Here is a 22,168-nt window from a genome sequence, read left to right as displayed (position 1 = left end):
CTGTTGCTCCTTCGATGCGGCGCTCAGCACGCCAGCAGTTGGGTCACGGCCTCGGCAAGATCGCCGAAAGCCCGGTTCAAATCCGATCCGCCCGACGCACCGACGCCCGGCTGCGGCTGGGTGCGCCCCTGCGCCGACACGATCACCTTGAGTGAGCGCAGCAGCCGCGCCGCCACCGCCGCCTGCCGATTGCCGGCGCGCTGCGCCGCCAGCAATGCCTGCAACGCCGGGTTGTCGAGATTGAGATACAGCCGCTGGGTCTGGCGTGCTTCGATCCCCGCAGTGAACTGCCGCGCCAGCCGCAGCGCAGCAGTGGACACGCGCTTGTCGTTTTCGTCCTGCTCCAGACGGCGTTTGAGTTCGGCCTCACGGTCGGGCACCACCACCAACGGCAATGCTTCCGGGCTGAAACGCGCTGGCACCAAGGCTTCGCCATCGCCCAGATGCTGTTCCAGCCAGGCCAGTTCGTCGGCCGGCAAGCTGTCGTCCAGTTGGAACAACTGCCGGTTGCCCTGCTCGGTGCCCAGCTCCACCAGCCGCACGCCCTTAGCCTGCGCCCAGCGACGCAGGAACGGCACCACCGCATAGCGATTTCCGTAGGCCACCGGCACGCCCATCGCGCGGAACAGCATCTCTTCGAAACCGCTGTCGCTATCCAGGATCACATGCACTGCGCCACGCGCCGGCAACTGCTGCGCCGGCAGATCGCCTTGCGAGGTCGGCACCCGCACGTGTTCCATCAGCAACTCGAACAGGCGCTCGTCGCACAAGGCCGCGCCCAGCAAGGCCTCGTTGTGGCGCAGCAGGATGCGTCGCCAGGCTTCCGGCTGCTGACGTGCGACGTCGGCCAAGCCCTGTACCAGCGCTTCGGACAGCGCGTGCTGCACCGCCGTGTAGGTGGAGTCGCGCTGCAGATCCTCGCGGCTGGCAGTGGGCGTCAGTCGATTGGATTCGATCACCCCGCCGATGAAGCCCGCCCACGGCGGCAGCAGCTCGCGTGCGTTGTCGTCCAGCAGCATACCGCGCAGAAACACCGACAGATTGCGGTTGTCGCTGTTGCCGTAGGTCGCCCCGTCCTGTACCCATAGCAAGCCGACCGCATCGCTGCCCTCCTCCGTGCGCACCGGCATGCAGCACAGCGGTTCGAAGTTGCGCTCGAAGCGCGCGGCAAACTCGCGTTGCCGCCGCCAGGCCTGCACCGGATGCAAGGGCACCGCATCGTGCATGCGCCACGGCGGAGGTTCGGGGTTGATCGCCTGCGCATCGCCACCGATCCAGATCGGCTCGCGCAACAGCGCGCAGTAGCGCGACAGGATCTCGCGCAGCCGCCCTTCCTGGGCCAGCGACAGATAGTCCTCATGCAGTTCCAGCACCACTTCGGTGCCGACCTGCGCACGCGCCGGGATAGGGCTGACCGTATATTGCTCGGCATTGCTGGAGATGTAGCAATGCCCCAACGTTGGTGTCTGGTACGAGGTGGTACGCACGGTGACCCGGCGCGCCAGCACGAAGGCCGACAAGAACCCCAGGCCGAACATGCCGATCAGGCCGCTGTCTTCATGCCCGCCCTGACGCAGCCCACGGGTGTAGCCCACGCCCACGGTGGCCAGATAGTCGTGAATTTCCTGCTGGGTCAGCCCGGCGCCGGTGTCGATGATGCGCACGATGCCCAGGGCAGCATCGGCATGCACGTCGATGCGCGATTCGCCTTGCCAGTCGGGTTGTTCCAGGCGGCGGCGCAGGATCGAGTCGTGCGCGTTCTGCACCAGCTCGCGCAACGCGACTACCGGTGTGGAATAGAGGTGCTTGCTGAGGACGGACATCAGTCCGTTGAGATCGACGCCTGCACGGCGGATCTGAGAGGCGTCCGTCGCCTCGGAGGGGTGATCTTGCATGATCGTTTGTCGTTTCCTTGGCGGCCACGCCCATCCTCGGACGCGCCTTCCTGGGTGGCAATGCGAGCCGGAAAGCATAGCCGCAAGCCACGCCGCACGCACGCACGTCTCAATTCGGATCCCTCCTCCGCACTGCGACCGGACATCGCTGCTGCATCACCCACCGGAAACGAAGCGCCACGGCCTGCATGACTGCACGGCCGTGGCGCCAGACACATTATCGCTGCAAGGTTTCCATCGGTGCCTCATTGAAGTGCTGGCGGTAGCCCTTGGCCAGCGCCGAGCGGCTGCCCACGCCCCAACGGCTTGCCGCCTGCAGCACACTGCCGCAGCCGCCTTCGGCCAGCAGTTCGTCGCGGATGCTCTGCATCCGGTAACGGCGCAGCACCTGGGTCGGCGACAGCCCGGTGGCGGACTTGAACGCCTGCTGCAATGCGCGCCCGGTCACCCCGATCTGCGCAGCCACTTCATTGATCGACAGATCCGAGCGATGCGCATTGGTGATCATATAGGTATAGGCACGCCGGTACTTGGCCGGCAGACGCGCCGAGATGTCGTCGCTCACATGCGCCGGGGTACCGCTTTCCAGCAGGCGCGGCGCCTGCACCTCGCTGCGCAGGCATTGCACCGCACCCAGCGCATACCGGTTGTAGAGCAACAACGCCTGCTCGGTCTTGCCCAATGCCTGGCTGATCTTGGCCTGGCAATACTCGAACTCCAGGTTCCAGCGCGGCGCATGGTGCCGGCCGGCACCGGCCAACGCACGCTCGGCCAGATCCGCCCGCCCCACCGCCAACGCAGCCAGTGCCAGTTCCACCTGCGCGTCCTGGCGGGCGCACGGCGGGCAACCGGTGGCCGCAGCCGGCAACGCATCGATCTGCGCATCGAAGCCGAAGGTATCGCCACCGGCAATTCGCAACAGGTTGCGCACATGCCGCATGCGCTGGGCGAGCACCGGCATGCTCTCGGCCAGATCGGCGATGCAGGCGCGCAGCTCGTTGGGCTCGAAGGCATGCGCCGCATCTTCCTGACGCAGCGTGGCCTGCCAGAACACGTGGTCGCTCATGCGATCGGAGCGACGGATGCGCAGCTGCGCAATCATGTCCAGGCGCAGCACGGTGGCGATCCGCAGCCAATCGCTCGCACCGGTCTCCAGTTCCGAAAGCACCTCGTTGGCGCGCTCCAGCGTCTGCAGCGCGAGTGTGCTCTGGCCCAGATGGAAGTGCGTCAACGCTTTACCCAACAGGCTCTCGCCGCACAGGCAGGACGGCGTCTCGCGGTCCATCGCCAGCTGCGCAAAACAGTTCAACGCGGCGCTCAGCCGGCGCTGGCTCAGCATCAACCAGGCGGTGTTGCGGCATGACAACAGCCGCAGCTGCCGTTGATGCCCACGCATCGCCTTCAACGCATGGCGATAGGCGTCTTCGGCTTCTTCCTGATACTCCAGGATCAGCAGCGCGTCACCACTGGCGCCGAGCAGGCTGACTTCATCGTCGCCGCCATCCGAGGCGGCCTGCCCGTCGCGGCGTTGTTGAAGGTGTTGCAGACCCTGCGGCCAGGCACCAACCAGCATCCTGCTTGTATAGGTAGGAAGACGGTCTGCGTACGACAACGCAGAGATCGCTGCGAGGTAGGTGGAAAGGATCATGCCAGGCTCTCTCTTAGGGGGATGAGCAAAAAAACAACCAATTTCGCCGGTCTTTTGGCGCAATCGATTGTATGCAGCGGATCCAATGGAATTTCTCACTTTAGGGCACTAAGAAAATCAAAAATCCTCACTCTGTGTCGAACCGTGCCAGTGGCGCAGCGTGCAGAGCATGTGGGCATTTTTTGCACTCCAGGTCTGATGTCGTGACCAGGACATCGCACGACATGCGATTGCGTATTGAAGACATCGACTCCTGCAGCGAGACCCCGCCGGTGCCGGAACGTCTCGGAACACCTCGCTTCCACGCGCAGCTCGCGTTGTCGAAGCATGTCGTGGCAATGACTGCATGTCGGTTGCTTGTGGTAACAGACGCAGTCGCCGCGAATAGAAACTTCGGCGATCCGCCGCGTCGATAAGCCGCCGACATATTCCACAAGCGCTACAACAGCGAATAAATTGCAATACCTTGGTCTATACCTGACCAATTGGTCTGAATGTCTGCGGCCCGGGCGATTTTCTGGCGCTTCCGTAGCGCCGTCCGCCGCGGCAATGTCGGAATTTTGTTATTTCTGGCCTATCCATGCCTAAATGTAAGAGCTCTGTTACGCGTATCTGAGCGCACGTTAAAGCCAACCCATGCAAAGCCGAAGAAAAGTACGCAGCAGTGAAACTTTCTGCCTCGCCAATGGTACATACCATTCGTCTGATCTCGGTCAGACCCTCCTAGGCAGCCGAAAGGTTTTGGCGATGTACTTATCTATACACGTGGGTTTTGTATTGGCGCCGGCTGCACGCAACAGGCACCCGACATACGACTGGTACGCATGCCGACATGGGAAGGCTGGCTGATGTACGCCAACGCTTCCGGCAAGCAAGGATCGGCTTTCCTGTTGACGCAGGATGCGCGTCTGGCGTCGCAGGTCAACGCGAGCCTCGCACCGCTCGCGCCGAGTTTTGCGGTCTTTTCCGACGAACTCGAACTTCTGCGCTCACTGCGACATTCCCCTTGCGAGCTGCTGGTGTTCGATGCGACCTGCGTTGCCCCCGACGATAGTTCGCTGCTGGCCTGGCAGCGCTGCCATAGCGGCCATCCAACGCCATTGATCGTGCTGGGGCGCTTCGATTGCCCCAACGACATCCTGGCCTGGTATCGCGCCGGTGCGCAGGACGTGCTGGCGCTGCCGTTCAATTCGCATGAGTTGCATGTCCGCGCGGCATTGGCAATCTCGCCGGTGGCGCAGGCATGCCCGGAAACGCAGCAACTCAGCGTTGGGCCCTACCAGTTGATACGCGACGAAAACACGGTGTATCTGCACGGCAAGCCGATCGTGCTCACCGCACGCGAGTTTTCGATTGCCTGGTTGCTGTTCTCCAGCCCCGGTGTGTGCTTCCGCCGCTGCCAGTTGGCCAAGGCGGTATGGGGTAGCCATACCGAATTCACCGACCGCACCATGGAGCAGCACATCTACAAGCTGCGCAAGAAGTTGCAGCTGTGCAATCACAGTGGCGCGGTGCGCATCAGAACCGTGTATTCGCATGGCTACAAGCTGGAACTTGCACTGCATGACACAGACGCAGTGACTCCGGGCAAGCTCACACCTCAGAACGCGGCAAGCCACGCTGCGGCGTGCTGATCCAGACGCGTCTTGGCGTGGTGCGTGCCGACGCAAGGCTTGTTTCAGGCTAATAAAATTGCACATACGACAACGGCGCAGGGACTCCCCTGCGCCGTTGTTTGATCGATCGGTACGTCCGGTTACTGCTTGGGGCTTTCACCGTATTCGTTCGGGCCCGGGGTGCCGTCCATGCACATGAAGACCAGCAAGACGATCGCACCCACGTAAGGCACCATGCTGATCAGATAGAACCAGCCGGACTTGCCCTGGTCATGCAGGCGACGCACGGTCACTGCGATGCCCGGCACCATCATTGCCAGGCCGACGATCATGATGATGGCAAACACCACCCACGCCAGCGGGCCGGGGCCGTTGTCGCTGCCTCCTATCGCGGCCGCGATGCCGAAAATGCCGCCCAGTACCAGCAGAACAATCATCTGCAGCAAGAAGAACATCCAGTATTCCTTGCGACGCGAGCGACCGGTAAAGTCGGCATAGCGCTTGAGCGGCAACAACATCCATTCCATTGTGATTCTCCAGGTAAGAGCAGTCAGCGGTGTCTGTGATCCGGTGCACGGTGCAACGGGCCGCGCATGGTGCCATAGCCGCACTCTTTCTGAAAACGTTTTCTCGGCAATCAAATATAAATACAACCGTCTATCCGACAGACGGTTTGCAGTGCTCGGTCGTAGCGGAGAGGCGCGGTCAACGCACCAATCCGACCGGCTGACGTTCTGCATCCGGCACGCCGCCGCCGCAGCTCGTTGCGCGCACTGAGGGTTGCCAGGTTTTCAACGATGACTCTGGCTGAGCGTGCGCTCATGAGAGGCGATCGTCAGGACGTCCGATCCTCATTGACGGCCGGCGACGGTCGGGACGAGCGCAACATGCGGCTGCCTGACGTGGTCGAGGCGATGCTGCCGCCACGTTCGACACTGCTCGGCGCAGCGCCCGCCCCGCTCTGCATGGACCTCAGTCAGCCGCCGCTTCCAAGGCCTGGCTCAGCCGCTCCACCGCAATGATCTCCATGCCCTTGATGCTGGTGGTCTTCGGTGCATTGGCCTTGGGCACGATCGCGCGCTTGAAACCATGCGTGGCGGCTTCTTTCAGGCGGTCCTCGCCATTGGGTACCGGGCGGATCTCGCCGGACAACCCCACCTCGCCGAAGGCGATCGTCTTCTCGGCCAATGGCCGGTCGCGCAACGAGGACAACACTGCAAGCAACACCGGCAGATCGGCCGCAGTTTCCTGCACGCGGATGCCGCCAACCACGTTGACGAAGACGTCCTGATCGCCCACCACGATGCCGCCATGGCGATGCAGTACCGCCAGCAGCATCGCCAGCCGGTTCTGTTCCAACCCCACCGCGACCCGACGCGGATTGGACAACGGCGAGGCATCCACCAGCGCCTGCACTTCCACCATCAGCGGCCGGGTGCCTTCGCGGGTGACCATCACGCAACTGCCGGGCTGCTGGGTGCTGCCGCCGGACAGGAAGATCGCCGACGGGTTGGAGACCTCCTTGAGGCCCTTCTCGCCCATCGCGAATACGCCCAGCTCGTTGACCGCACCGAAACGATTCTTGAAGGCGCGCAGCAAGCGAAACCGGCTGCCGCTCTCGCCTTCGAAGTACAGCACCGCATCGACCATATGCTCCAGCACGCGCGGCCCGGCGATGCCGCCTTCCTTGGTCACATGGCCGACCAGGAAGACGGCGGTGCCGGTTTCCTTGGCATAGCGCACCAGCCGCGCCGCGCTCTCGCGCACCTGGCTCACCGAGCCCGGCGCTGCGGTCAGCGATTCGGTCCACAAGGTCTGTACCGAGTCGGCCACGATCAGCTTCGGCCGCGCCACGCTGGCGTGCTGCAGGATGTTTTCGATGCCGGTTTCGGCCAGCGCATTCAGGCCTTCCAGCGGCAGATCCAGGCGCACCGCACGTCCTGCGACCTGGGCCAGCGATTCTTCGCCGGTGACGTACAGCACCGGCAGCGTACCGGCCATGCTGGCCAATGCCTGCAGCAACAACGTCGACTTGCCGATGCCGGGGTCGCCACCGATCAACACCACCGCGCCTTCGACCAGACCGCCGCCCAGCACCCGATCGAACTCGCCGATGCCGGTGGACACGCGCGCCTGTTCGGATTGGCGCACGTCCTTGAGCGCGGTGATCTTGGGCGCCTCGGTCTTGCCCGACCAACCGGTGCGGCGCGAAGCCGCCGGCGATGCCTTGCCACCGGGGGTTGCGTTTTCGAGCACGATTTCCCTGAGCGTATTCCACACCCCGCACTCGGTGCACTGCCCCTGCCACTTGTTGTATTCGGCGCCACACTCGCCGCAGACATAGGCTATTTTTGCCTTCGCCATCGTCAGTTAGCCAATCGTTTCTGGAGCGACAGCATAGTCGCCGCCGGTCTCAGGATGCGCGACGCGGGATTCGGGATTCGGGATTCGGGATTCGGGATTCGGGATTCGGGATTCGGGATTCGGGATTCGGGATTCGGGATTCGGGAATCGGGAATCGGGAATCGGGAATCGGGAATCGGGAATCGTCTAGGCTGACGCGCTGCTGGATTGCGTGCAGCTGGAACTTCAACGATGGCGCTCTACGCGGGAGGCGGCGGCGACGTCGGCCACTTTGGCTAGCCCGATGTCTTTCTATCGATCAGTCGGCATCGGCAGCGACGAAGATCGATCTCCGAAGCTGCATGATCGATCGCAACCGACCATGCAGCTCCGGATCCTTCCATTGCCCGCTCGAACAGCTCCGAGCGGGCAGCGCCCATCAACGCGCCTTGTACAACTCGCTCAAGCGATCCGGCTTGCCGGCGATGCGCTCCAGATGCGGATACAGCAAGCCGCCGTGGTAATCGATGCGCACGGTGTCGTAGCGGTCCAGACGCTTGACCAGCAATTCGATCGGCGCGGAGCTGCCCTTGGCGGCTTTGATCGCGTCTTTGATCACATCGGCACTGAACGCGCTACCGTTGACAGCAACGATCGTGTTGCCGGCGATCAGGCCGGCATTGAAGGCCGGGCCATCCCACAGCACATCGCTGATATCGCCCGAGGCTTTCAAAGACAGGCCAAGCGAATAGGTCAGGCTGGCGTCCTTGTCGTCGCTCTCATCCGCCTTGGTGGCCAGGTTCGGCTCCTCGTTGTAGACCAGCTTCCAACCATTGGCTTCGATGCCGCCGTTCAACGACCCGTGCCCGTCCATGCGGTTGCGCAACAGGCTCGCCCAGTCGTAGGCGGCCACGCCGTTGAGCGTGGTCACGATGTCGTCGAAGGTGTACGGATTGACGTCCCAATCGCCGTTCCTCATGCCGAAGAACGCCTTGCCGAAGTCGTCGATGGAGCGCTTGTTGTTGGTCAGCGCACGCAGCTTGCTGTCCACTTCCAGCCACATCATCTGGCCGCCGGAATAATAGTCCTCGCTCATCTGGTAGCTGCGGTACGCCTTGGGCCGGCGCATCGACATGGTCGGGTCGTTGGTGGTGTCCTGCACGGTGCGCCAGGCCATGCCGGGGCGCCCACGCTCGTACTGGGCTGCCACGCCAGCGAGCATCTCGCGCGCCTGATCCTGCGTCCACAGGCCCGAACGTGCGGCCATCACTTCGCCCCAGAACTGGGTCTGGCCCTCGTACAGCCACAGCAGGCTGTCGCCCATCGGGACGTTGAAATTGGGCGTGGCCAGATCCACGCCACGGCGATACTTGCCGTTCCAGGAATGGTTGAATTCGTGCGCGAGCAGGTCGCGCCCGGTCCAGCTCTTGTCCCACTCGGTGAAGTAGGTCGGCACACCGCTGTTTTCGCTGGAGCGATGGTGTTCCAGCCCGATGCCACCCAGCTTCTTGGTCAGCGCCAACAGGAATTCGTAATGATCGAAATGGCGCGCGCCGTACAACTTGTCCATCTGCTGCACCAGCGCTGCATGCGCCTTGATCTGCTCGGGCTTGGCCTCCAGCGACTTGGCTTCGTCGGCAAAGACGTTGAGGTAGACCGGCTGCTTGCCGCCGCTCAGTTCCACGCGCTTGTAGTACTTGCCGGCGAACATCGGCGAGTCGACCAGGTCGTCGAAGTCGATCGGCTTGAAGGTCACGGTGTCGCCGACCCGGCTCTGGGTTTCCAGCGCGGTCGCGTAGTCCCAGCCCTTGGGCAAGGTCACACTGGCCTGTGTCTTGATGTTGCGTGCGAAGACACCGGCCGGATACAGCGCGGTGGTATTCCACTGCAGGTTGAGCATTTCCGGGGTCATCATCACCCGGCCCTGGTTGCTGGCCTGCGGCGAGAGGAACTTGAACTCGGCCACCAGCTCGTTGGCGCCCTGCGGCACATCGATCTTGAAGGCATATACGTCGAACTGATCGCGCGTCCACGGCACCACCTTGCCATCGACCTTGATTACCAGACCGGCCAGCTTGTCGATCGGCCCTGTCGGTGAGTGATTGCCGGGGATCCACTGCGGATACAGCAGCGTCATCGGGCCGGGCTTTGCCGGCATGGTGGTCCTGACTTTGAAGATGCGGTGCGCCAGATCGGTGGCATCGACATCGATCTTCAAGCTGCCTTCGAACGGCACGTCCTGCGGCGCAGCGGTTTGCGCGGCGGCGGGCAACGACAGCGCTGCCAGCAGCGACACGGACAACAGGGTGGGCATCTTCATCGCAACTCCGCAGGTGACCTGGAACAGGCAAGCCCACGATGCTAAGCGCCCACCACGGCTTCCCCGTATGCCATTGGTCATGCCGCAGGCAAATTCATGCGCAAAAAAAGCCGCCAATCGCTGGCGGCTTTCTTCATAACAGCATGACGCGATCCAGCGCGGCGCCGTCTCAATGCATCATGTTGACGTTCATGTTGTGCAGCACCCACAGCGAACCGACGATCACGATGCCGATGATCAGCAGCGAGAACAGGCCCACCTGCACATTGGAACGCTGCTCGGGCGAGCGATCCATGTGCAGGAAGTACACCATGTGCACCAGCATCTGCACCGCGGCCATCAGCGAGATCACGATGACGGTGACGCCCTTGGAGAACGCCCCGCTCATCACCATCGCAAACGGGATGACGGTCAGGATCACGGCCATCACAAAGCCGATCAGGTAGGACTTCAGGCCGCCGGCATGTGCGTCGGCGGCGGTTTCATGCGCGTGGTGATTGGCCATTACAGCGCTCCCAGCAGATAGACGACGGTGAACACACCGATCCAGATGATGTCCAGGAAATGCCAGAACAGGCTCAGGCAGGCCAGACGCGTGCTGTTGCGCGGGGTCAGGCCGTTCTTGGAGATCTGGATCACCAGCACTGCCATCCACAACAGACCGGAGGCCACGTGCAGGCCGTGCGTGCCCACCAGGGTGAAGAAGGCGGACAGGAACGCGCTGCGTCCCGGACCCGCACCTTCATGGATCAGGTGGTTGAACTCCCACACTTCCATGCACAGAAAGCCGATACCCAGCAGTGCGGTGACGCCCAGCCAGGCATATAGCCCGGTCATGCTGCGCTTGTGCGCGGAGATCATCGCAACGCCGAAGCTCAGGCTGCTGAACAACAGCAGGAAGGTTTCCACCAGCACGAACTTCAGGTCGAACAGCTCCTTGGCGGTCGGTCCGTCCACCGTGGCGCCGGAGAGCACCGCATAAGTGGCGAACAGGCCGGCGAACAGCAGGCAGTCGCTCATCAGGTAGACCCAGAACCCGAAGACGGTGTTGCCACCGGCGTCGTGATGCGCGTGGTCGTCGTGGCCGCCCGCGTGGGCGGCGTGGTCAAGCGTGGTCGAGGAAGACATGGTCATACCACCTTCGCGGCCTGCGCCGCATGTTGCTGTTCGAGCAGGGCAAAGCGCGCGTTTTCGATGCGCTCCACTTCGTCGGCCGGCACCCAGTAATCGATGTCGTCATCGAAGGTACGTGCGATGAAGCTGCCGATCATGCCGACCAGGCCGATGATGGCCAGCCACCAGATGTGCCAGATCAGACCGAAGCCCATCAGCACGCTGAAGGCACCGATATACACGCCTGCCCCGGTGTTGCGCGGCATGTGGATCGCCTCGTACTTGGACGGACGCACCCAGCCCTTGCCGTTCTGCTTGTCGGCCCAGAACTGATCGCGGTCGTCGATGTGCGGCAGCACGGCGAAGTTGTAGAACGGCGGCGGCGAGGAGGTGGCCCACTCCAGCGTGCGGCCATCCCACGGATCGCCGGTGTAGTCCATGTGCTCCTTGCGCTTCCACACGCTGTAACCGATCTGCACCAGGTTCAGGAAGATACCCATGCCGATGATCGCAGCACCCACCGCGGCGACATACAGCCACGGCGCCCACTCGGGGTGGTTATAGGTGTTCATGCGCCGGGTCATGCCCATGAAGCCGAGCACGTACAGCGGCATGAAGGCCACGAAGAAGCCGATGATCCAGCACCAGAACGAAGCCTTGCCGATCTTCTCGTTGAGCTTGAAGCCGAACGCCTTCGGGAACCAGTAGGTCAGGCCGGCCAGATAGCCGAACACCACGCCGCCGATGATCACGTTATGGAAGTGCGCGATCAGGAACAGGCTGTTGTGCAGCACGAAGTCCACGGCCGGAATCGCCAGCATCACGCCGGTCATGCCGCCGATGGTGAAGGTGATGATGAAGCCGATCGTCCACAGCACCGGCGAGGTCATGTGCACACGACCGCGGAACATGGTGAACAGCCAGTTGAAGATCTTCACGCCGGTCGGGATCGAGATGATCATCGTGGTGATGCCGAAGAAGGCATTGACGTTGGCACCCGAGCCCATGGTGAAGAAGTGGTGCAGCCACACCACGAACGACAGCACGCCGATGCACGAGGTGGCGTAGACCATCGAGGTGTAGCCGAACAACCGCTTGCGGCTGTAGGTCGCGATCAACTCGGAGAAGATGCCGAACGCCGGCAGGATCAGGATATAGACTTCCGGGTGGCCCCAGATCCAGATCAGGTTGACGTACATCATGGCGTTGCCGCCACCGTCGTTGGTGAAGAAGTGCGTGCCCAGGTAACGGTCGGCACCCAGCAACGCCAGCGCCACGGTCAGGATCGGGAACGCGGCGATGATCAGGATGTTGGTGATCAACGCGGTCCAGGTGAAGATCGGCATGCGCATCAGGGTCATGCCCGGCGCGCGCATCCGCATGATCGTCACGAAGAAGTTGATGCCGGTCAGCAACGTGCCTAAGCCTGAGACCTGCAACGCCCAGATGTAGTAGTCGACACCGACCCCTGGACTGTATTCCAGCCCCGACAACGGCGGATACGCCAACCAGCCGGTCTGCGCGAATTCGCCGACACCCAGCGAGATGTTGATCAGCGCCGCACCGGCCACGAACAGCCAGAAGCTCAGCGAGTTCAGGAACGGGAACGCCACGTCGCGTGCGCCGATCTGCAGCGGCACGATCAGGTTCAACAGGCCCGTCATGAACGGCATGGCCATGAAGAAGATCATGATCACGCCGTGCGCGGTAAAGATCTGGTCGTAGTGATGCGGCGGCAGCACACCTTCGCCGCCGTTACCCGCCAACGCCTGCTGGGCACGCATCATCGCCGCATCGGCGAAGCCGCGCAGCAGCATGACCAGCGCCACGATGATGTACATCACACCGATGCGCTTGTGATCCACCGAGGTGAACCACTCGTTCCACAGGTAGCCCCACAGCTTGTACTTGGTGATGGCGCCCGCGATGAGCAGGCCGAGCAGGCCGGCGCCACCGAGAGCGACCATGATGATCGGCTCGTGGTATGGAACCGCCTCGAGCGTAAGTTTGCCTAGCATCACTTGTCTCCAGAAGTGCACATGGCAACCGGCTCTGCAGCCGATGCCTGATGGTCGCCGTGGCCTTCGCCATGGCCTTGCGGACCGTGACCCGGACCATTCATGTATTTGTCGACCAGCGAGCGGAACATGCCGTCCTGCACCGACGAGTAGTAGGTGACCGGATACTGTTCTTTATCGTTGCGATTGGCGGCCAGCACCTGGTACTCAATGGCAGTCAGCGCCTTCGGCGATGCCTTGACCTTGGCCACCCATGCATCGAAGCCGGCCTGATCGACGGCATGCGCCTTGAAGCTCATTTTCGAGAAACCGTGACCGCTGTAGTTGGTCGACAGGCCGAAGTATTCGCCCGGCTCGTTGGCCACCAGATGCAGCTTGGTTTCCATGCCGGCCATCGCGTAGATCATCGTGCCCAGGTGCGGGATGAAGAACGAATTCATCACCGTGTCGGAGGTGATCTTGAAGTTCAGCGGCGTGTGCACCGGGAAGGCGATTTCGTTGACCGTGGCGATGTTCTGGTCGGGGTAGATGAACATCCACTTCCAGTCCAGCGAGACCGCCTCGATGGTGATCGGCTTGACGTCCGAATCCAGCGGCCGGTACGGATCCAGCGCATGCGACGAGCGCCAGGTCAGCACCGCCAGCACCAGGATGATCACGCACGGGATCGACCACACCACCACTTCGATCGCGGTGGAGTGCGACCAATCCGGCTCGTAGCGCGCCTTCGTGTTGGACGCGCGATATTTCCACGCGAACGCAATCGTCATCACGATCACCGGGATGACCACGATCAGCATCAGCACCACCGAAGTGATCAGCAGCTGCTTCTCGTCGTGGCCGATCTGGCCTTTCGGATTGAGAATGGCCGAGTTGCAGCCTGCCAACAGCAGGAACGGCAACATCAGGCCTGGACGAAGTACACGCCCGAGATGTTTCAACGGAATCATCGGTCGATCCAAGTGCGAAGGAACGCCAGCCTCATGCGTCGCATCCCCTTTCGGGACATGTCCGGCAGCGCTCTTCCTGAAGAAAGATGACCGCGCAGACCGAAGACACGGGTTAGCTCCCTAATTTTAAACTTTGCTGCACCTGCACGAAACCCATCGGCCATGATCTGCCGCAATTAATGCGCGCAAACGTATGCGACATGTTGTCGCAGCGCTGCGCAGGGCAAAAGCGATGCGATTGCGGACCTGCACAATCAGGCCTGCGTGATGTGCCGCGTCTATGGCTGCGCGTGCGCTGAGGTGCACGTGCATCCGCCCAAAACGCAACTGGGCCGACCAGTGGCCGACCCAGTATTGAAGCGATGGTGCCGGAAATAGGAATCGAACCTACGACCTACGCATTACGAATGCGCCGCTCTACCAACTGAGCTATTCCGGCGAGCCGTGAATTGTAGGAGCGGAGCCAGTCCCCGGTCAATCGCCGCTGATGGAGCAGGCCGGGCGTTGCGGCGTCATGCGCCAGGTTGCGACTGGAGAAGGTCAGTCAGCTGACAACTGCAAGGCACCCGACACGCGCCAAACCGAATCACTACTCGCCAGCCTATTTACAAGCGCCTGCCTTCAGCTAACCAAACGCAACCGCAGTTCCTTGGGTAGCGCGAAGACCATCGATTCCGGCTCGCCCTCCAGCTCGGAGACGCCCTCGGCGCCCAGTTCGCGCAGCCGTGCCAGCACCCCATCCACCAGCACCTGCGGTGCGGAAGCGCCGGCGGTCAGGCCGATGTGCTTCCTGCCGACGATCCAGGCCGGATCGATCTCGCTGGCGTTGTCGATCAGGTAGGACTCGACTCCGTCGCGCCGCGCCAGCTCGCTGAGGCGATTGGAATTGGAACTGTTGGGCGAACCGACCACCAGCACCAGATCGCATTGGCGCGCGAGATCGCGCACCGCGTCCTGGCGGTTCTGGGTGGCGTAGCAGATATCGTCGTGGCGCGGCCCCTGCATCGCCGGGAAGCGCGCACGCAGGGCCTCGATGATGCCCATGGTGTCGTCCACCGACAGCGTGGTCTGGGTGGTGTAGGCAAGGTTTTCGGGCTGGCGGATCTGCAGCGTGGCCACCTGCTCGATGTCTTCGACCAGATAGATCGTGCCCGGGCCGCGCTCACGGCTCCACTGCCCCATCGTGCCTTCCACTTCCGGATGCCCGGCATGGCCGATCAGCACCACATCGCGGCCGGCCCGGCAATGCCGCGCCACCTCGAAGTGCACCTTGGTCACCAGCGGACAGGTCGCGTCGAACACCTTGAGCCCGCGGCGCTCGGCCTCCAGGCGCACCGCCTGCGAGACGCCGTGTGCGCTGAAGATCACCGTGGCGTTGTCGGGCACCTCGTCGAGTTCTTCGACGAACACCGCGCCGCGCTGCTTGAGGTCGTCGACCACGAAACGGTTGTGCACCACTTCATGGCGCACATAGATCGGCGCGCCCAGCGTCTCGATCGCACGCTTGACGATCTCGATCGCACGGTCGACACCGGCACAGAAACCACGGGGATTGGCGAGCAGGACTTCCATGGCGGGCATTCTACGGGAATGGGGAATGGAGGATGGCACCGGGCGGCGCCGGTGCAATGCGACTTCAGCGTCGATTCCCGATTCCCGATTCCCGACTCCCGGACTTGTCGAACAGACCGAATACCGCGATCCCGATGGCGCCGCCCACGATCGCCGAGTCGGCGATATTGAACGACGGCCAGGTGTGGCTGCCGATGTACCACTGGATGAAATCGACCACGTGGCCATGCATCAGACGGTCGATCACGTTGCCGATCGCCCCGCCGATCACCAGCGCATACGGCAGCGCGCTACGCCACTGCCCGCGCGCGGTGCGCGACAGCCAGAACGCCAGCAGCCCGCTGATGCCCACCGCCAGCGCGGTGAAGAACCACAGCTGCCAGCCGCCGGCATCGCTCAGAAAGCTGAAGGCCGCCCCGGTGTTGTAGGTGCGGTACCAGTTCCAGAAGCCGTCGATCACCGGCACGGCGGTGTACTCGGGCAAGCTGGACAGCACCCAGGCCTTGCTCCATTGGTCCAGCCCGACCACGAGCGCAGACAACAGCAACCAGATCAGGGCGGAGGGTTTGGGGCGTTGACTCATGTCGTGAGGTCGCAATTGGTTGTGGTTTCTCCGACGCCGGAGAAGATGCCTGGATGGCGTTGAAGATGGCGAAAACTAAACAACGATGACCAAAGCTGGATGACAGGCAAGCGAGGATGGCATGGACGCTTCAGCCAGCTGCCCTGCCCCGCTTTGCCGCAAGCGCGAGCTTCAGCAAGCGCCACAACGCATCTGGCGTAGCGGTCAGCGCGGCGTAAGCGTGTGGCGCAGTAGCCTGCAAATAAAGCAGCGGCCCGTTCCAGCGCAGCACGTTCTACGAAAGATATCGGCAATGCGTCGCGGAATTTCCCGCGATGCATTGCCGTCGATGCCCCGCATCAGAACCAGCGACGCGCCTCGCCCGGGCCTTCGAGATTGCTCACGCAGCGGCTGCACAGTTCCGGGTGACGCGGATCGCTGCCCACGCTGGCCTGGTGGTGCCAACAGCGCACGCACTTGGCCTTGCTGGTCGGCTGCGCACTGACGAAGATGTCGTCGGTGCTGGCCGCAGTGACGGTGACATCGCCACTGATGAACAGGAAACGCAACTCCTCGGCCAGCGGCTGCCAGCGCGCGGCGGTCTGCGCATCGGCGGCCACGGTGATCTCCGCTTCCAGCGCCGCACCGATCGCGCCATTGGCACGCATCGGCTCCAGCACCTTGGCCACCTGCTCGCGCAAGGCCAGCAATTTGTCGAAGTCCGCACTGGTCAACGCGGCATCGGCCGGCAGCGGCGCCAGCCCCTCGTACCAGGTGGCGAACAGCACGTTATCGGTGTGCTTGCCCGGCAGATAGCCCCACAGTTCTTCGGCGGTGAAGCTCAGCACCGGCGCGATCCAGCGCACGAACGCCTCGGCCACGTGATACATCGCGCTCTGCGCCGAACGGCGGCCGCGTGCGTCTTCGGCCATCGTGTACAGGCGGTCCTTGGTGACGTCCAGATACAGCGACCCCAGGTCCACGCTGCAGAAATTCAACAGCGCCTGCACGATCTCGGCGAAGTCGTAGCGCGCATACGCGGCGACGATCTTCTCCTGCAGCTCGTGCGCGCGATGCACGATCCAGCGGTCCAGCAGCACCATGTCGTCCAGCGCCACCAGATGCTGCAACGGATCGAAGCCGTGCAGATTGCCGAGCAGAAAACGCGCGGTGTTGCGCAGGCGGCGATAGGCATCGGCGTTGCGCTTGAGGATCTCCTGCGACAGCGACATCTCGTTGCTGTAATCGGCCGAGGCGATCCACAGGCGCAGGATGTCCGCGCCCAGGGTCTTCATGATGTCCTGCGGCTCGATGCCGTTGCCCAGCGACTTGGACATCTTGCGGCCGTGTTCGTCCACGGTGAAGCCGTGGGTCAGGCACTGCTTGTACGGCGCCGCCTTGTCCATTGCCACGCCGGTCAACAGCGAGGACTGGAACCAGCCGCGATGCTGATCGGAACCTTCCAGATACAGGTCCGCCGGCTTGGGCAGGCCGCGGTCCACCAGCACTGTTTCGTGGGTCACGCCGGAGTCGAACCACACGTCCAGGATGTCGGTGATCTTGTCGTAATCGGCCGCCTGATCGCCCAGCAGTTCGGCCGCATCCAGCGTGTACCACACGTCCACACCGCCCAGTTCCACGCGGTCGGCGACCTGGCGCAGCAACTCGGTGCTGCGCGGATGCGGCTCGCCGGTTTCGCGATGCACGAACAAGGCGATCGGCACGCCCCAGGTGCGCTGGCGCGAGATGGTCCAGTCCGGACGCCCGTCGACCATGCCGGCGATGCGCGCCTGGCCCCATGACGGATACCAATGCACGTTTTCGATCGCCTTCAGCGCATCGGCGCGCAGGTTGGCCTGCTCCATCGAGATGAACCACTGCGGCGTGGCGCGGAACGCGATCGGCGTCTTGTGGCGCCAGCAATGCGGATAGCTGTGCTCCATCTTGCTGGCGGCCAGCAACACGCCGGTATCGCGCAGCGCCTCGATGATGATGTCGTTGGCCTTCCAGATGTGCAGCCCGGCCAGCACGGTCTCGCCCAGCGGCGGCGTCGACGGCAGGTACACGCCACGCCCGTCCACCGGGTTGATCTGCGCAGCGCCGTAACGCTCCAGCAGGCCGTACTGCCTGGAGACCTGGTAGTCCTCCTGACCATGGCCCGGTGCGGTGTGTACCGCGCCGGTACCATCCTCGGCCGACACGTGGTCGCCCAGCAGCAGCGGGATCTCGCGCTCGGCATAGAACGGGTGGTTCAGCAGCATCTGCTCCAGCGCCGCGCCCTTGGCATGGCCGTGCACCACCACCGTCTCCACGCCGTAACGCAGCAGCGCCTTGCCGGCCAACGCCTCGGCGATCACCAACCAACGCGGCTGGCCGCGATCGGCCGGGCCTTCGACCAGCACGTAATCCAGTTCCGCACCCAGGCTCACCGCCAGCGAAGCCGGCAGCGTCCACGGGGTGGTGGTCCAGATCGGCACTGCCACGCCCACGCCGGCAGGCAGGCTCGCGCCGAAGGCGGCAGCGACTGCCGCCGGATCGCGCGCCGGGTAAGCGACATCCACCGTCGGCGAGACCTTATCGGCGTATTCGATCTCGGCCTCGGCCAAGGCCGAGCCGCAATCGAAGCACCAATGCACCGGCTTGACGCCGCGGGTCAGATGGCCGTTGTCGACCACCTTGGCCAGTGCGCGGATTTCATTGGCTTCGAAGCGGAAATCCAGCGTCTTGTACGGGTTGTCCCAATCGCCGATCACGCCCAGACGCTTGAAATCGCGCCGCTGCAGATCGATCTGCTCGGTCGCGTATTCGCGGCACTTCTGGCGGAACTGCGCCGCATCCAGCTTCACGCCGACCTTGCCGTACTTCTTCTCGATCGCAATCTCGATCGGCAGACCATGGCAGTCCCAGCCCGGGATGTACGGCGCATCGAAGCCGGCCAGATACTTCGACTTGACGATGATGTCCTTGAGGATCTTGTTGACCGCATGGCCCAGATGGATCTGGCCGTTGGCATACGGCGGGCCGTCGTGCAGCACGAACAGCGGGCGCCCCGCCGCGTTGGCGCGCAGTTGCGCGTACAGCCCCTCGCGTTCCCAGCGTTCCAGCATCGCCGGCTCACGCTTGGGCAGGTCGCCGCGCATCGGAAATTCCGTCGCGGGCAGATGGAGCGTGGCTTTGTAGTCGTGGGTCACAGGTCTCTACCGTTGCGCTGCGTTGTCTGAAGCGTCTGCACTTGCATGTGCAGACGTTTGCGAGGAGCTCGCATGTTTATTGTCCGCACATGGAGGTGCAGGTTCTTGCGAGGAACTCGCATTAAGTACCGCACGCGCCTGCTCGGCATCGCGATGCATCTGCACGGTCAATGCCTCCAGGCCATCGAACTTTTCTTCGTCGCGCAGCTTGGCGACGAATTCGACTTCGATGTGGCGGCCGTACAAATCGCCCTGAAAATCGAACAGATGCGCTTCCAGCAGCGGCTCCACACCGGCCACCGTCGGTCGCGTGCCAAAGCTCGAGACCGACGGCCACGGCTGATCGGCCACACCATGCACCCAGGTCGCGTAGATACCCGACAGCGCCGGCGTGCGCGGAAAGCGCAAGTTGGCAGTGGGGTAACCCAGCGTGCGGCCGAGTTGCTTGCCGCGCACCACCCGCCCACCGATGGCATACGGCCGGCCGAGCAGTTCACCTGCATGCGCAAACTCACCCGTGCCCAGCAGCTCGCGAATGCGTGTGGCAGAAATGCGCTCGCCGCGCAGGTGCACCGGGGCAATCTCGCCGGCCACGAACCCGTACTGCTCACCGAGCGCGCGCAGCAGGCCGATATCGCCGCCACGCCGATGGCCGAAGCGGAACTCCGGGCCGATCCACACCTCGTTGGCGCACAACCGGCCAACCAATGCCAGCCGTACGAAATCCTCGGCGCTCATTGCCGCCAAGCGGCCGTCGAAACGGATCATGCCCACGCTGTCGGCGCCCAGGCCGTAAAGTCCTTCGATCTTGGCACGGGCCAGTGTCAACCGCGGCGGCGGCGCTGCCGGGGCGAAGAATTCACGCGGCAGCGGCTCGAAGCTCACCGCCACTGCCGGCAGGCCCAGCGCGCGCGCGCGTTCGACCGCGTGCTGCACCAATGCCCGATGCCCCAGATGCAGGCCATCGAAGGCGCCGATGCAGACCACGCTTCCGTGCGGGAACAGCGTCCCGCCTTCGACGTCTCTAAACAGCCTGCTCATTCCTCGATCCAAACAGATGCCGGCCTGCGGGCCGACCCTCACTGATACATAACCTGCAAGTATAGCCGTGCCTGTCAACCCGCATGGGCGCGCGCCGCGCGGTGAGCAACGCTTGGCCAGGCGCAATGAGCATTCCAGCTGCGCGAAGTCAGAACTCCGCACAGCACAGGCGGTTCTGCAGCGCGCTCGGGCAGATCCGCAAGTCTCCTTACCCTTCGCGCAGATGCCGCGGCCGTAGCCCCAATGCCAGCTGCGCCACCAGGTAGGTGGCCCCACCGCTCCCGACCAGCACCGCCAGCCAGCCGATGCGATCCCACTTTTCCATCATGGTGAACGAGGGCAGCCACCACAGCAGACCCAACAGCACCGCCACCATCGCCGCACAGGCCAGCAGCAGGCGCAGCGCATAGCCTCCCCAGCCCGGCCGCCGCTGGTACACGCCGGACTTGCCCAGCCAGTACCACAGCAAGCCCAGATTGAGATAACTCGACAACGCACTGGCAATGCCCAGCGCCAGATGCAGGCCCGGCTGCTTGCCCAGTGCCTGCATCACGCCCTGCGCCTTGAGCTCGGGCGGCACCATGATCTGGTAGACCACCGCCAGCAGCGCGAAGTTGAACACCATGTTGGCGATCAGCGCCGCCACCCCCGCACGCACCGGCGTGCGGGTGTCCTGGCGGGCGTAGAACGCCGGCAGCACCACCTTGAGCATTGCGTAGGCCGGCAGGCCGAAGCTCAGGCCGTAGACCGACATCGCGGTCATGCGCGTATCGAAGGCGGTGAACTGGCGGTACTGGAACAAGGTGGCCACCAGCGGCTCGGCCAGCAGCAGCAACCCGAGCATCGCCGGCATCGCGATCAGCAGCGTGGTACGAAACCCCCAGTCCAGCGCCCCGGAAAACGCGCTGCGGTCGGTCTTGACGTGATGGCGCGCCAGCGCCGGCAGGATCACCGTGCCCAGCGCCACGCCGAAAACACCCAACGGCAGTTCCAGGAACCGGTCGGCCAGCGACAGCCACGACTGCGAGCCATCGGCCAACCGCGCGGCGATCACGGTGTCCAGCATCAGGTTGATCTGCGCCACCGACGAACCGAACAGGGTCGGGATCATCAAGGTCAGCACCTTGCGCACGTCCGGGTGGGTCCAGCCCCAACGCGGCAATGTCAGCAGATCGATACCCTTCAAGGCCGGCAGCTGAAACAGCAACTGCAGCGCACCGGCCACCAGCACCGCCCAGCCCAGCGCCAGGATCGGCACCTCCAATCGCGGCGCCAGCCACAAGGCGCCGGCGATCATGCACAGATTGAGGATCACCGGCGTCAGCGCCGGAATCGCAAACCGCTGGAAACTGTTGAGCGCTCCGCCCGCCAGCGCGGTCAACGACACGAACAACAGAAACGGAAAGGTCAGCCGCAACAGGTCGACCAGCAGGCCGTACTTGTCCGGATCGGTCGCCGCGCCATCGGAAAAGATAGACGCAAGTTGCGGCGTGAAGATCAGCCCCAGCGCGGTGATCACCAGCAACATGCCGCCCAGCGTGCCGGACACCCGCGACATCAGCTCGCGCAGGTCGGCATGCGGCCGGGTTTCCTTGACCTCGGTGAACACCGGGACGAACGCAGTGGCGAATGAGCCTTCAGCGAACAGGCGGCGCAGGAAATTGGGAATGCGAAACGCCACCCAGAACGCATCGGTGACTGCGTTGGCCCCGAAGGTGGTGGAGATCGCCTGATCGCGGATCAGCCCCAATACCCGCGACACCATGGTCATACTGCTGAACGAGAGCAGGCCTCTCAACATGCCGGGCTTGCTCACGCAGCCTCCCTCTTGACATCTGACTTGACGTACATAACTAGGTCCATCATACTTTCGCGCTTGCTTTTTCCACCATACCGATT

Annotated in this window: 15 protein-coding genes and 1 tRNA gene; 1 reads left to right on the top strand and 15 read right to left on the bottom strand. The window is 63.4% G+C overall.

What is annotated here, in order from left to right; translation table 11 throughout:
* Positions 1 to 23 precede the first annotated feature (23 nt).
* Together NYR97_RS15465 and NYR97_RS15460 are read right to left on the bottom strand one after the other, a co-directional pair.
* A complete protein-coding gene (locus NYR97_RS15465) occupies positions 24 to 1,895 on the bottom strand; it encodes an ATP-binding protein (protein ID WP_316694388.1) in 1,872 nt (623 codons plus the stop codon).
* 217 nt (positions 1,896 to 2,112) lie between these two features.
* Positions 2,113 to 3,468, bottom strand: coding sequence for a helix-turn-helix transcriptional regulator (locus NYR97_RS15460; protein ID WP_316698276.1), 1,356 nt, complete (start codon positions 3,466 to 3,468; stop codon positions 2,113 to 2,115).
* A gap of 923 nt (positions 3,469 to 4,391) precedes the next feature.
* On the opposite strand from NYR97_RS15460, the gene NYR97_RS15455 reads away from it, so the two are divergent.
* On the top strand, positions 4,392 to 5,177 hold the full coding sequence (locus tag NYR97_RS15455; RefSeq protein ID WP_316698273.1) for a winged helix-turn-helix domain-containing protein: 786 nt from the start codon (positions 4,392 to 4,394) through the stop codon (positions 5,175 to 5,177).
* 122 nt (positions 5,178 to 5,299) lie between these two features.
* On the opposite strand, the gene NYR97_RS15450 is transcribed toward NYR97_RS15455, so the two are convergent.
* The 13 genes from NYR97_RS15450 to murJ form a co-directional block, all read right to left on the bottom strand.
* Complete coding sequence (locus NYR97_RS15450) at positions 5,300 to 5,686, bottom strand: DUF805 domain-containing protein (protein WP_316694387.1); 387 nt, start codon at positions 5,684 to 5,686, stop codon at positions 5,300 to 5,302.
* Between the two features lie 445 nt (positions 5,687 to 6,131).
* Entirely contained in the window at positions 6,132 to 7,523 is a 1,392-nt protein-coding gene (radA, locus tag NYR97_RS15445) for a DNA repair protein RadA (RefSeq protein ID WP_316694386.1), read from the bottom strand.
* 418 nt (positions 7,524 to 7,941) lie between these two features.
* Entirely contained in the window at positions 7,942 to 9,822 is a 1,881-nt protein-coding gene (locus tag NYR97_RS15440) for a M61 family metallopeptidase (RefSeq protein ID WP_316694384.1), read from the bottom strand.
* Between the two features lie 169 nt (positions 9,823 to 9,991).
* Positions 9,992 to 10,327, bottom strand: coding sequence for a cytochrome o ubiquinol oxidase subunit IV (gene cyoD / locus NYR97_RS15435; RefSeq protein WP_006450195.1), 336 nt, complete (start codon positions 10,325 to 10,327; stop codon positions 9,992 to 9,994).
* Complete coding sequence (cyoC, locus tag NYR97_RS15430) at positions 10,327 to 10,956, bottom strand: cytochrome o ubiquinol oxidase subunit III (protein ID WP_316694379.1); 630 nt, start codon at positions 10,954 to 10,956, stop codon at positions 10,327 to 10,329. The genes cyoD and cyoC overlap by 1 nt, the downstream gene beginning before the upstream one ends.
* Positions 10,953 to 12,953 carry a cytochrome o ubiquinol oxidase subunit I gene (cyoB, locus tag NYR97_RS15425; protein WP_205392082.1) on the bottom strand — a complete coding sequence of 667 codons (2,001 nt, stop codon included), beginning with the start codon at positions 12,951 to 12,953 and terminating at the stop codon, positions 10,953 to 10,955. Before cyoB ends, cyoC begins: the two co-directional genes overlap by 4 nt.
* Positions 12,953 to 13,903: a ubiquinol oxidase subunit II gene (cyoA, locus tag NYR97_RS15420; RefSeq protein ID WP_205392083.1), complete on the bottom strand. Its 951-nt coding sequence runs from the start codon at positions 13,901 to 13,903 to the stop codon at positions 12,953 to 12,955. The genes cyoB and cyoA overlap by 1 nt, the downstream gene beginning before the upstream one ends.
* Before the next feature lie 363 nt (positions 13,904 to 14,266).
* A tRNA-Thr gene (locus NYR97_RS15415) sits at positions 14,267 to 14,342 on the bottom strand.
* Positions 14,343 to 14,524: 182 nt separating this feature from the next.
* On the bottom strand, positions 14,525 to 15,475 hold the full coding sequence (gene ispH, locus NYR97_RS15410; protein WP_205392084.1) for a 4-hydroxy-3-methylbut-2-enyl diphosphate reductase: 951 nt from the start codon (positions 15,473 to 15,475) through the stop codon (positions 14,525 to 14,527).
* 64 nt (positions 15,476 to 15,539) lie between these two features.
* Positions 15,540 to 16,058, bottom strand: a complete 519-nt coding sequence (lspA, locus tag NYR97_RS15405) for a signal peptidase II (RefSeq protein WP_316694374.1) — start codon at positions 16,056 to 16,058, stop codon at positions 15,540 to 15,542.
* Positions 16,059 to 16,396: 338 nt separating this feature from the next.
* Positions 16,397 to 19,228, bottom strand: a complete 2,832-nt coding sequence (gene ileS / locus NYR97_RS15400; protein ID WP_316694372.1) for an isoleucine--tRNA ligase — start codon at positions 19,226 to 19,228, stop codon at positions 16,397 to 16,399.
* A gap of 6 nt (positions 19,229 to 19,234) precedes the next feature.
* On the bottom strand, positions 19,235 to 20,269 hold the full coding sequence (locus NYR97_RS15395) for a bifunctional riboflavin kinase/FAD synthetase (RefSeq protein WP_316694370.1): 1,035 nt from the start codon (positions 20,267 to 20,269) through the stop codon (positions 19,235 to 19,237).
* Between the two features lie 208 nt (positions 20,270 to 20,477).
* Positions 20,478 to 22,070 carry a murein biosynthesis integral membrane protein MurJ gene (gene murJ, locus NYR97_RS15390; RefSeq protein ID WP_205394894.1) on the bottom strand — a complete coding sequence of 531 codons (1,593 nt, stop codon included), beginning with the start codon at positions 22,068 to 22,070 and terminating at the stop codon, positions 20,478 to 20,480.
* Between the last annotated feature and the right edge of the window lie 98 nt (positions 22,071 to 22,168).

The sequence above is a fragment of the Xanthomonas hydrangeae genome, from assembly GCF_032697525.1.
Lineage (GTDB): Bacteria > Pseudomonadota > Gammaproteobacteria > Xanthomonadales > Xanthomonadaceae > Xanthomonas > Xanthomonas hydrangeae.
Note: the sequence above shows the minus strand (reverse complement) of the source record. Positions and strands in the feature narration are given on the sequence as shown.